The organism is Streptomyces sp. NPDC104381, assembly GCF_055583745.1.
In genome coordinates this window covers 35,050-46,949 of the sequence record NZ_JBVJNK010000011.1, presented here as the reverse complement: position 1 = coordinate 46,949, position 11,900 = coordinate 35,050, and the positions used below count along the sequence as shown (strand labels likewise).

The window sequence follows — 11,900 nt, the reverse complement described above, 5'->3', positions numbered from 1 at the left end:
GGGTGCATTCGGTCGGGGCGGGCTCATGGGCGGCCGAGGGCCGGGGCGCACGAAGTGACAAGAAGCGCCGGGACGCCATCCGCGCCCCTCTCGCCGGCTACTTCACCGCGGAGTGCCAGCTCGCCGCGAGCTCCTTGCCGGCGTTGGGGACCGACACGCCCGGAGCCGTCAGGCCGGCCGTGTAGGTCTTGGCGTCGTTCAGGACGAGGTTGTTCGAGCCTGCCGCGGCGGGCAGCCCGACCTTGAGGTCGATGGCCCAGCTGAGCAGACCGCCGAGACCGCAGCCGCTGGCCTTCGGCACGGAGAACTGGCTGTCGCCCTGGGCCGCCCCGGACAGGGCGATCTGGATCAGCGCACCCTCGTCCGGGTTGGCGGACCCGTCGCCGTTGAACCTGGAGGCGGCCATGCTCGGGGCACTGATGTTCCCGGGACGCAGAAGGACCGGGTTGCTGCTGCTGCCTATGTAGCAGTTCGATCCGAGCAGGGGGTTCTCCAGGCGGATCTTGACGGGCAGTCTGACGATCGGCCCGGAGGAGATCCCGGCGACCAGGCTGAAGTCGGTGGGCGTGCCGGCGGACTCCACCGTGGCGGTCACCTTGTTCAGCGTGGCGTCGGTGATCTGCCCGCAGACGGCCGAGACGACGGGGACGTTGCTGGGGCACATGATGCCGAGGAGGCCACCGGGGATGGTGGTCTTCCCGCTGATGATGGATCCCGCCGCCGGCGGGACGACGGTGTAGGTCCCCTCGGCCGGGTGCTGGATGACGCCGAACTGCAGGTTCGTGGACCCGGTCGTCGCGGTGGTGTTGCCCAGCTTGATCGTCCCGTTGGGCGAGGTGGACGTCACGCACAGCGGGACATCGGTGTCGCCGTCCGTCGCGAGCATGGCCGGGGCGTCCACCGGACAGCGGTCGAACGGTGCCCAGGAACCGTTCAGCTGGGCGGCGGCCGTGGCGGCGCCGGCCGGGGTGGCGGTCAGGGGCATGACCAGTGCGGCGGACGCGGCGACGGCGCCGCCGGCCTTGATCCAGGTCTTGGAGACAGGTCTCATGGTTCCCTCGATTCGTGAGCAGGACGGGAGATGTCGCTGTGCGCGATGTGGGTCTCGGTACGGCCGCGGGGGCTCAGCGAGCCGCCTCGGGCACGTCCCTCGGCTGGAAGTCGGGCAAGCAGAAGGTGGGATCCGCGCCGTTCGCCGGCGCGCAGGGCGCTCCCTGCACCTGTTTGACGTAACCGGGCACTCCGGACAGGGACGCGGTGAAGAGGTTGTCCAGGTCCTCTTCGGCACCGCATCCGCTGAAGGGGGGAAGCGTGACCGACCCGGTCAGCTCACCGCCGGTCGCCAGGGTGTACCCCACCTGGACCCCGTCCTTCAGCGTCATGTGCCCCTCCAGCTTCAGGGTGAAGGGTTTGCTGGTGCGGCAGTCGTCCCCCACGTCCAGGGGCACGCCGTCGACCTCGACGTCACGGAGTCTGAGCATCAGTTCGAGGGTCACGGCCGTCACGGCCTTGGTCGAGCCCTCGGCGATGTTGATCGCCAGGTCGGACTTGATGTTGGGAACACGTGTCCCGTCAGGGTTGGTCGCCGTGGGGATCTGCGTCATTTCGAGGGTCGCGGTGGTCGGCATGAATCCGAACGTCAGAAAGGTGCCGGAGGCGGGAGGAAGCTGGGTCTTCCCCTCGTGGTCGAGGTCCACCGCCGAGTCCTGGTAGATGTGCAGGAATTCACCGTCGGGCACGACCCTGCTCTCGCCCTGGGTGATCCGCGCACACGCCAGCGGGAATCTGGTCGCGCCGTCGAGTTTCGCCACGTTGGCGTAACCGGTGACGAAGGCGACCATGCCCAGTTCGGCGCTCGGGTCGCCCACGCAGGGCGGCGCGTCCGCCGCGGCGGGCTGCTGCGCCGGGGTCCCGACCTCCGGAAGGCCGCCCTCCTCGCCCGCTTCCTGCTCCTCGGGCCAGGATTCGGCCGGGGTGGGCTCCGTACCGGGCTCCTCTCCGTCACCGCCCACGGGCACCACTGCCAGCGTCGCTTCCTGCCCGGTGTCCAGCGCACAGTTCAGGGTGAGGGCCGGCGACTCGGCAGGGGTCCCGTCGGCCTTCGTGAGAGTGAGGTCCACGGAGAGGGCGCCCGCGCCGAAGACCAGGTCGCCGGGCGTCCCGGGCTTCACGAAGGGGACGCTCCCCGTCGTGCTCAGCGTCAGGTCGCCCGTGTCGGGAACCGGTACCGGTTCGGCGGTCGTCCCGATCCACTCCGTCCGGGCGCGCTGTTCTCCTTGGGCCACATCGACCGCGAGCTTCGCCTCCGCCTTCACGGTGGCCGCTCCGGCGGCGGCGAGTCCGGCCGGCGCCTCCTCGGAGAGCGCCAGTTCCAGTCCCACGCCCTCGGGCTGGATGACCTGGTCGACCAGGCCCGATTCCGGGACCTCCGCGGTGATCCCGACCCTCGCCGGCTGTCCGCCGTCCGGGAGATCGCACGTATAGGCCAGCTCCGCCTCGATCCTCTGCACACCGGACGCCGCCTGCGCGCCCGGGATCATCCCTCCCAGCAGCACCGCGGTGGCCACTGCGGCCCCCCGCGCCGTACGCCGCCGTGCGCCTGTCATACGGCTGCCCCTCACTGGACATGTCCCCTTTCGGACGGACCCGACGCGCGTCGTGCGGCGGGTGGACCCGCATCCGCCGCCGCCGCGGGCCTCCCGGGAGGCCCGCGTGCCGCCGGCTCCTCCGTTCCCGGTGACGGGCCGGCGCAGGGACCGCACGGCGGGCGGATCCCGCCGTGCGGCCCCTGCTCACTCCTGAGTGGCTCGTGGCCGGGTCAGGGGGTGTAGACGATGGTCGGCTTGGTGCTGCCGCCGACCGGCGTGACCGCGTTGTAGCTGGCGGTGTAGGTCGGGTTGTTGCCCACGGCCGCGATGCCGGCGCAGCCCGCGGTGACGGTGGCGACCGTCAGCTTGTAGGTCGCGTTGTTGCTGACCGCCAGCACGCCGGTGGAGTTGGTGTACGTGGCGGCGGCGTTGCCCGTCACGGTGAAGGTGCAGGTGAGGACCTTCAGCGTGGCCTTGATGCCGCTGATGTACCCGCTGGTGACGCCGGCACTGTAGGTGTTGGCGTTCAGCTTCCACGGGGTGGACGTGTCGGCGGTCGGGGTCACCGGGCCGAACGGGCTGGTGCAGCTGGACCAGGTCAGCGGGGCGATGGTGCCGACCTGCACGTTGGTGGTCCCCGAGGCGCTGGCCAGGTTGCCCTGGGCCGCGGACGACGTACACGTCATCGGGATGCCGTTGAGGGTGAGGGTGACGGTGCCGGAACTGGCCGAGAACGCCTCCGGCGAGCTGGGGCCGACGGTCCAGGTCGGAGCGGCGACGCCCGCGGTGGCGGTGGTGGCTCCGAGGGTGACGGCGGCCGCGGCTGCGCCGGCCGCGATCGCGATCTTTCTGAGGGAGTTGCGCACAGTGAGTTCCTCCGATTCGGCAGTGCGGGTGCACTGTTGCGGGGAAGGCACCCGAATTCCTGCAAAGGCGCAGGGAGTGCCGCGATGAATCGTGTTGCGTGGGGGCCGTTCTGCGCTTTCAGCCACACACGTGCTGTGACAGGGCGTGACGTTACTTGCGGGAAACTTGGAGCACAATCCCGCCGGTCAAGATTGGTCGGGCAAGTTTTTTTCCTCGTCCGTAGGTCACTAATTCGCCCGGCACACTTGTCACTTCGTGCGCAATAACTCCGCCGAATACCGTGCCGCCACCGGCCACCGTCGGGGCCGCCCCGGACGCCCCCGACGTCCGGAGAAGATCGGAACAGGCCGGGGAGGGACCGGAGGCGGCCCCTCGGGACGGCCGACGCGGCGGGCACCGCGCCGCCGCACCGGCATCCTCGGTGCGCCGGCGGCCGAAAACATTGTCCGGAAGTGAGCATTTACGGCCCCACCTGCACCGGAGCCGCACAACCGGGCCATGTTGTGTGCCCCTTGCACATCCATTCTGTCCAGGCGGTGTGCACCCCGCCCGACTTGGTCTATCTTCGGCGCCGATGTTGGTATACACCTGTCGGCCCGTGGGAGCGCTTTCCCCCCACCTGCTCCACCCACGCCGGGCCCAGGAAAGCGAGGGGACGGTCATGCCGAGACTTATCCAGCCGCTGGACACCGGAGACCCGCTGGGGCCCCTCCCCCAGGAGTTCGCCGCGATCATGCGACCCGAACTGCCGAGCCTGATCAAAGAGATAGGCATGGAAGTGACCCGCGCCTATCCGGAATACGCGCGGCTTCTCAACGGCCCCAATGGCACGTCCATCCGAATGGGTGTCGAGCAGAGTCTTTCCTCCTTCGTGGACCTGGTCGCCGAGCCCTCGTCGCCCACGGTTCTGCGCGACGACATGTGCCGGAGATTCGGCAGGTTCGAGGCGTACGAGGGCCGGACGATGGACGCGCTCCAGGGTGCGTACCGGCTGGGTGCGCGGGTCGCGCTGCGGCGGGCGAAGAAGGTGGGCCGGAGCTACCACTTCTCGCCCGCGCTGATGCTCAGCTTCGCCGACGCGCTGTTCGCTTACGTGGACGAGCTGGAGGCGCTGTCCCGCGAGGGCTATCTCGAGGTGCAGGCCCAGTCCGACCAGCAGAGCGAGGCGGTGCGCCGGCGCCTGCTGCACCTGATCCTCGCGGGCAGGCCCGTACCCCGCAGCGCCATCGCCGAGTTGTGCGAGCAGACCGGATGGACGCTGCCCGAGCAGGTCACCCTCGTCGCGGTGCGCGCCCCGTCCGGCCTCGACCGGATCAGCGCCGACCCCGACGTCCTGATCGACCCCGGCGACCCTCAGCCGCATCTCCTCGTACCCGGGCCGATGGACGACGCGCGTAGAGAGATGCTCGACCGGACGATCCCCGGCGGCGGCGCGGCGATCGGGCTGACCGTGCCGACCACGCTCGCCGCCGACTCGATCCGATGGGCCCGCCGAGTCCTCGAACTGGTCGACGCGGGGGTCATCGACGACGCGCCCGTCCTCCTCTGCGAGGACCACCTCATCACCCTGTGGCTCCTCTCCGACACCGCCCTCCTCGACCAGCTCGCCGAGCGCGAACTGGCCGCCGTGTCCGGCATCAGCACCACCCGGCGCGAGCGGCTCATCGAGACGCTGCGGATCTGGCTCGACACCCGTGGCACCGCGGCCCAGATGGGCGAGCTGCTGGATGTGCACCCGCAGACGGTCCGCTACCGGATGCGCAGCCTGGAGGCCATCTTCGGCGAGCAGCTCACCGACCCCGAGAGCCGCTTCTCGACCGAGGCGGTGCTGCGCGCCCTGCAGTTACGGTCACGCGGCGGCCAGTCCCTCAACTGAGCCTTCACCACATGCCTGGCGCAAAGTCAACTTACCTTCAGGTAAAGCGAAATAGACGGTCAGTCCCAAACGGTTGCGACACGGAGACGTTCTCAACGAGAAACACGGAACTGCGTCCCGTTACATAAGGAGGAGCGGTGGCCCACCGGCCGCCGCGGAGCACCACCTCCTGGCCGACCATCCGAGAGGGAACACCCCATGACCGCCTCGCACCTCCTCGTCCCCGTGCCGATCCCGGACCGGGTCGCCGCGCTGATCGGGTCCTGCACCCCGCCGCACATCCTCCAGGCGGAGTTCGACGCCGACTGCGCCGCCCGCGAGGTGCGCAGGTTCCGGGGGCCGAGCCTCGGCATCGAGGACCAGGCCGACCGCGAGCAGGCGCTGTCCGAGCTCGCCCGGGCCAACAAGGTGCTCTGCGCCCATCACCCGCACCTCGCGGTGCGCCCCGACGGCGCCTGGTGACAGCTGCTTGCGCGACGGCGACACCCCCCTTACCTTACTCAGAAGTAAGTTTACTCTGGAGTAAGGATTTGGCGTGCCCGACAACAGCAGCGGCAACCTCACCGACGAACTGGCCGGGCTCGACTTCGCCGCCGTCTCCCCGGAGGAGTTCGCACGGATCGTCAAGGGCCTGTCCGCCAAGCAGCTCGGCGAGGTCATGCACGGCGATCTGCGCACCCGGGTGCTGGGCGAGGTCTTCGGCCGGATGCGGCAGCAGTTCCGCCCGGAGGCGGCCGGCGGGCTGAAGGCCCTGATCCGCTGGAAGATCACGGGTGAGAGCGAAGAGGTCTACGAGACGTCGATAGCCGACGGCACCTGCACGGTGAGCCCGGGCCGCTCCGACGCGGAGCCCCGGACGACGCTGGTGATGGGTGACGCCGAGTTCCTCAAGCTGGTCTCCGGCAACGGCAATCCGGTGACGATGTTCATGATGCGCAAGCTGAAGGTCGCCGGTGACGTCGGCCTGGCCTCGGGGCTGACCCGCTACTTCGACATCCCGAAGGCCTGAGCCCATGAGCTACTTCTCCCTCGCCCTGACCGAGGAACAGCAGGACCTGCGCAACTGGGTGCACGACTTCGCCGCCCAGGTGGTGCGCCCCGCGGCCGCCGAGTGGGACGAGCGCGAACAGACCCCGTGGCCGGTCATCCAGGAGGCCGCCAGGATCGGCCTGTACGGATTCGAGTCGCTCGCCGACATGTACGGCGACCCGAGCGGGCTCTCCCTCCAGATAGCCAACGAGGAGCTCTTCTGGGGCGACGCCGGGATCGGCATGGCGCTGTTCGGCACCTCTCTCGCGGTCGCCGGCATCTTCGCCTCCGGCACGCCCGACCAGCTCGCCGAGTGGGTCCCCCAGTGCTACGGCGACGAGGACGACCCGAAGGTGGCCGCCTTCTGCGTCTCCGAGCCGCAGGCCGGTTCCGACGTCTCGGCGATGACCACGCGGGCCCGCTACGACGAGGCCAAGGACGAGTGGGTGCTCTCCGGTCAGAAGGCGTGGATCACGAACGGCGGGATCGCCGAGGTCCATGTGGTGGTCGCCTCGGTCGACCCCTCCCTGGGCGCACGCGGCCAGGCCGCGTTCATCGTGCCGCCCGGCACCGAGGGCCTGGAGGCGGGCCGCACCGTCAAGAAGCTCGGCCTGCGCGCGTCGCACACCGCGGACGTCTTCCTCGACGACGTACGCGTCCCCGGGCACTGTCTGCTGGGCGGGAAGGAGAAGCTGGACGCCCGGCTGGCCCGGGCCCGCGAGGGCGGCACCGCGAAGGGCCAGGCCGCGATGGCCACCTTCGAGGTCAGCCGCCCCACGGTGGGCGCGCAGGCCCTCGGCATCGCGCGCGCCGCGTACGAGTACGCCCTGGAGTACGCCGGACAGCGCGAGGCGTTCGGCCGGCCGATCATCGAGAACCAGTCGATCGCGTTCGCCCTGGCCGACATCCGTACGGAGATCGAGGCCGTACGGCTGCTGATCTGGCAGGCCGCGTGGATGGCCCGCAACGACCGGACCTTCGACGCCGGCCAGGGTTCCATGTCCAAGCTCCGGGCGGGTGAACTCGCCGTCTCCGCCACGGAGAAGGCCGTACAGATCCTCGGCGGCGCCGGGTACAGCAGGGAGCACCCGGTGGAGCGGATGTACCGCGACGCCAAGATCTACACGATCTTCGAGGGCACGAGCGAGATCCAGCGGCTGGTCATCGCCCGTGCCGTCTCGGGGCGCCACATCCGCTGACGGCGTCCCTCCGGCGGTGCCGCCCGACGGTCGAACGGCGCTCAGCCGCCCACCGGTGTGAACCGGACCGGCACCGAGGCCGGGCCCCGCGTGAAGACGCCCTCCTCGGCCGGGGTGAACCCCTCGGCGAGGCGGATGTCGGGCATGGCGTCCAGCAGTTGGTTCACCCCGGTCTCCACCTCGGCCCTGGCCAGCAGCGCGCCCACGCAGAAGTGCCGGCCCAGCGCGAACGCGAGGTGGTCGGCGGCCGCGGAGAACGCCGTGGTGCTGGTCAGGTCGGACCGGAACAGGTCGAAGCGGTCGGGTTCGGCGTAGCGGGCCTCGTCCCGGTTGGCCGATCCGATCAGGCAGGTGACGGTGGCACCGGCCGGGACGGTGCCGCCGGACAGCTCCACCTCGCCCGCCGTCTGGCGCATGATCATGTGGACGGGCGGGGTGTAGCGCAGCGTCTCGGCGAAGGCCCGGTCGACCAGGGAGCGGTCCCGCCGCACGGCGGCGAGCTGTTCGGGGTGGGCCAGCAGATTGGCGAAGACCGAGGCGATGGCCTTGTCGGTGGTCTCCCCGCCGGCCGCGAGCAGCAGGCTGCAGAACGCCTTGATGTCCTCGTCGCTCATCCGTACGCCGTCGACCTCGGCGGCGCAGAGCGCGGAGAGCAGATCGTCCCCCGGCTCCTCCCTGCGCCGCTGGATGACCGGGATCATGTACTCGGCGAACTCCTGGCGGGTCCGCTCCCCCGCCGCCGCGACCTCGGGGTCGCCCGCCAGGTTGCCGAGGAAGGCGATGACGTTGGTGTACCAGCCGTGGAAGCGCTGGTGGTCCGCCCGGTCCAGGCCGAGCATGTCGGCGATGACCAGCACCGGGAAGCGGGTCGCGAACGCCTCGACCAGATCGGCCTCCCCGGTGTGGCGGAAGGCGTCGATGAGCTCGCGGGCGTTGCGCTCGATGACGGGCAGGAACTTCTCCTGGAGGTCCGCGCCACGGAAGGCGGGGGCGACGAGGGCCCGGCGTACGGCGTGCTCCCTGCCGCTGAGCTGGAGGATGGTCCGGCCGTGCACGGGCTCCAGCTGCCAGTCGTAGTTCTCGGTGGTGAACTCCTGGGCCCGGTCCTTGAAGACGCGCTCGACGTCCTCGTACCGGGAGACGAGGTAACTCCCCGTGGCCTCGTGGTGGATCAGCGGGGCGCTCTCGCGCATCGCCCGGTAGGCCCCGTAGGGATCGGCGGCGAAGGCGGGCGAGAGAATATCGGGCGGTGAGGACGCCTGGGACACGTATGACTCCTGCGGGGAAGGGACCGGAGTGCTTCATGGCGGTGAACGGGCAACACCAGCAAGGCTATTGATCCTCAGCCGAATACCGAACCCCCTGGGAGTATTCTTGATCGCCGCGTCCGGAGCACCACGTCCGTCCGTCCTGTTCGTCACCGATCTCGCGTACGAGGCACAGGGGCGGCGCTACTGCGACGAGGACATCTTCCTGACGTCCCGGCTGCGGGAGACCTTCGATGTCGCGCTCTGTCACCCCCGGGACGCGGCGGCGCTGCTGGACCGGTTCGACGCGGTCGTCGTCCGCAACAGCGGTCCGGTCCTGCACTACCAGGAGGCGTACGACGCGTTCCGCACCCGCGCCCGGGAGTCGGGGACCCGTGTGTACAACACGCTGGACGGGCGCGGTGACATGGCCGGCAAGCAGTATCTGGTCGATCTGAGCCGGGCCGGCTTCCCGGTGATCCCGACCGTGGACCGTGCGGCGGACCTCGGGCTGCTCCCCCGCGCGGCCGGTTACGTGGTCAAGCCGAAGCTCGGCGCGGACTCGGTGGGACTGCGGTTCACCGACGAGCCGGAGTGTCCGGCGGGCGCCGACGGCACCCTGCTGGTCCAGCCCAGGATCGACTTCCGCTACGAGGTGTCCTTCTACTTCGTGGACGACGACTTCCAGTACGCCCTGCACGCGCCGCACCCGGACCGGCGCTGGGTCCTCGAACCGTACGCGCCGGCCCCGGCGGACCTGGAGTTCGCGCGTCGCTTCGTCGAGTGGAACACCCTCACGCACGGAATCCAGCGGGTGGACGCCTGCCGGACGCCGGAGGGCGGACTGCTGCTCGTCGAGCTGGAGGACCTCAATCCGTATCTGTCGCTCGACCTCGTGCCGGAGCGGGTGCGGGAGGCCTTCGTGGGCCGTATGGGTGAATCCGTACGGGAGCTGCTGGGCTGACCCGTCCGGCCGCCCCCGCATGCGTGGGCCGGGGCCGGGTGTGAGGGTGCGAGGGTGACCACTGCCAGCGAGACCGCCCCCGCCGCGCAGAGTGCCGCAGCGCCACCCGTCCTCGACCCCCGGCGCCGGAACATCGTGTTCGCCACGATCGTGCTGGGGATCCTGCTCGCCGCGCTGGACCAGACGATCGTGGGGACGGCGCTCCCCACGATCGTCTCGGACCTCGGCGGCGCGGAGCACATGTCGTGGGTGGTGACGGCCTATCTGCTGGCGGAGACGGTGGCGACGGTCCTGGTCGGCAAGTTCGGCGACCTCTTCGGCCGCAAGCTGATCTTCCAGATCTCGGCCGTCGTCTTCATCACCGGTTCGTTCCTCTGCGGCCTCGCCTCGAACATGCTGCTGCTCATCATCTGGCGTGGTCTCCAGGGCATCGGCGCGGGCGGGCTGATGGTCACCGCCATGGCACTGATCGCCGATGTCATCCCGCTGCGCGAACGGGGCAAGTACCAGGGGGCGATCGGTGCGGTCTTCGGCGTCGCCACGGTGGTCGGGCCCCTGCTGGGCGGACTGTTCACCGACCATCTGACCTGGCGGTGGGCGTTCTACGTCAACGTGCCGATCGCGATCGTGGTGGTCATCGCCGCCGCCCGCACCATCCCGTCCGTCCGCGCGGCCGGGCGCCCGGTCATCGACTACCTGGGCATCGCGCTGGTCGCCGTCGGGGCGAGCGCGCTGATCCTCGGCACCAGCTGGGGCGGGAACGAATACGCGTGGGGCTCGCCCGTCATCATCGGCCTGTTCATCGGCGGCCTCGTCGCCCTGGCGCTCTTCTGCCTCGTGGAGACGCGGGCGAAGGAGCCGATGCTGCCGATGCGGCTGTTCCGTAACCCGGTCTTCGCGGTCTGCTCCATCCTGAGCTTCATCGTGGGCTTCGCCATGCTCGGCGCGATGATCTATCTGCCCACCTATCTGCAGTACGTCGACGGGGACTCGGCCACCCTCTCCGGGGTGCGGACCCTCCCCCTGGTGATCGGCCTGCTGGCGGCCTCGATCTTCAGCGGCAACGTGGTGAGCAAGACCGGCCACTACCGCCTCTTCCCCGTCGTCGGCTCGCTCGTGATGGCGGCGGGCCTCTACCTCCTGTCCCGGATGGGCCCGGGCACCGGAACGTGGCTGGAGTCGCTGTACATGCTGGTGCTGGGCATCGGCATCGGCCTGTCGATGCAGGTGCTGACGATCGCCGTGCAGAACACCGTCGACTACTCGGACCTCGGGACCGCGACGTCCGGGGTGACCTTCTTCCGTACGCTCGGCAGCTCGTTCGGCACGGCGGTGTTCGGCACGATCTATGCGAACGCCCTGCGGCCGAATCTGACGCAGGGCGTCGAGCAGGCGGCGCGGGCCGGGGGTGATCCGGCCGTGCTGGCCCGGGTCGCGGAGAGCCCGAAGGCCGTACACGCCCTGCCCGCCGAACAGACCGCGCCCCTCGCCCAGGCGTACGCGGACACCCTGCACACGGTGTTCCTGTGGACGGTGCCGGTGGCCCTGCTGGGGTTCGTCGTCTCGCTCTTCCTCAAGCAGGTGAAACTGCGTGACAGCGCCCGGGCGAGCTCGACCGACATGGGTGAGGGCTTCGCCCAGCCCAGCACCGGGGACCGGGAGCGGGTGCTCGAATCGGCCGTGGCCAGGATCCTGCACCAGGCCGGCCCCGACACGGCGCGGCGGATCACCGCGGAGTCGGACACCCGGCTGGACATGGCGGGAGCCTGGGCCGTGATGCAGGTCGACCTCTTCACCCGGATGGTCGGGCACGCGGGACTCAGGCTGATCGCCGCCCGGCACCGCCTCCCGCCGGAGGTGCTGGTGCCGGTCTTCGACCGGATGATCGAGGAGGGTTACCTCACCGGGGACGGCCGGCTCTTCACCCATACGGCGGCGGGCAGCCGTGAGGCGGCGGTGATCTCGGACGCCTGGGGCCGCTGGCTCAACGAGCGGCTGGCCGAGGACGGCGCCCGGCCCGACGACGGGCAGCTGCGCGCGGCGGTCGACGTGATCGCCAAGAGGCTGCTCGTGGAGGACCTGGAGCAGCAGCTCGCCCCGCCGGAGCGGGCGGCGGCCCCGGTCTGATCC

The 11,900-nt window shown here is 70.3% G+C and carries 10 protein-coding genes; 6 read left to right on the top strand and 4 right to left on the bottom strand.

The features are described from left to right. Positions 1 to 97: 97 nt before the first annotated feature. From ACZ607_RS31720 to ACZ607_RS31710, 3 genes are all read right to left on the bottom strand, one after another. Positions 98 to 1,051: a hypothetical protein gene (locus ACZ607_RS31720; protein WP_469740588.1), complete on the bottom strand. Its 954-nt coding sequence runs from the start codon at positions 1,049 to 1,051 to the stop codon at positions 98 to 100. Positions 1,052 to 1,124: 73 nt separating this feature from the next. Next, positions 1,125 to 2,606 carry a DUF6801 domain-containing protein gene (locus tag ACZ607_RS31715; RefSeq protein WP_469740578.1) on the bottom strand — a complete coding sequence of 494 codons (1,482 nt, stop codon included), beginning with the start codon at positions 2,604 to 2,606 and terminating at the stop codon, positions 1,125 to 1,127. 212 nt (positions 2,607 to 2,818) lie between these two features. Then, positions 2,819 to 3,454 carry a hypothetical protein gene (locus tag ACZ607_RS31710; RefSeq protein WP_469740574.1) on the bottom strand — a complete coding sequence of 212 codons (636 nt, stop codon included), beginning with the start codon at positions 3,452 to 3,454 and terminating at the stop codon, positions 2,819 to 2,821. Between the two features lie 662 nt (positions 3,455 to 4,116). Between ACZ607_RS31710 and ACZ607_RS31705 the strand changes: the two genes are divergently transcribed. From ACZ607_RS31705 to ACZ607_RS31690, 4 genes are all read left to right on the top strand, one after another. After that, complete coding sequence (locus tag ACZ607_RS31705; protein ID WP_469740571.1) at positions 4,117 to 5,331, top strand: PucR-like N-terminal domain-containing protein; 1,215 nt, start codon at positions 4,117 to 4,119, stop codon at positions 5,329 to 5,331. Between the two features lie 198 nt (positions 5,332 to 5,529). Further along, on the top strand, positions 5,530 to 5,793 hold the full coding sequence (locus ACZ607_RS31700) for a hypothetical protein (RefSeq protein ID WP_469740569.1): 264 nt from the start codon (positions 5,530 to 5,532) through the stop codon (positions 5,791 to 5,793). Between the two features lie 73 nt (positions 5,794 to 5,866). Then, positions 5,867 to 6,340: an SCP2 sterol-binding domain-containing protein gene (locus ACZ607_RS31695; protein WP_469740566.1), complete on the top strand. Its 474-nt coding sequence runs from the start codon at positions 5,867 to 5,869 to the stop codon at positions 6,338 to 6,340. 4 nt (positions 6,341 to 6,344) lie between these two features. Beyond that, the gene (locus ACZ607_RS31690; protein WP_469740561.1) at positions 6,345 to 7,559 is read left to right on the top strand and encodes an acyl-CoA dehydrogenase family protein; all 1,215 of its coding nucleotides are present in this window, start codon (positions 6,345 to 6,347) and stop codon (positions 7,557 to 7,559) included. Positions 7,560 to 7,600: 41 nt separating this feature from the next. Here the strand turns inward: ACZ607_RS31690 and ACZ607_RS31685 are convergent, their stop codons facing one another. After that, positions 7,601 to 8,827, bottom strand: coding sequence for a cytochrome P450 (locus ACZ607_RS31685; RefSeq protein ID WP_469740559.1), 1,227 nt, complete (start codon positions 8,825 to 8,827; stop codon positions 7,601 to 7,603). 106 nt (positions 8,828 to 8,933) lie between these two features. Here ACZ607_RS31685 and ACZ607_RS31680 point away from each other — a divergent pair, with 106 nt between their 5' ends. After that, positions 8,934 to 9,770, top strand: a complete 837-nt coding sequence (locus tag ACZ607_RS31680; protein WP_469740555.1) for an ATP-grasp domain-containing protein — start codon at positions 8,934 to 8,936, stop codon at positions 9,768 to 9,770. Between the two features lie 54 nt (positions 9,771 to 9,824). Next, entirely contained in the window at positions 9,825 to 11,897 is a 2,073-nt protein-coding gene (locus ACZ607_RS31675; RefSeq protein WP_469740552.1) for an MDR family MFS transporter, read from the top strand. Positions 11,898 to 11,900 lie beyond the last annotated feature (3 nt).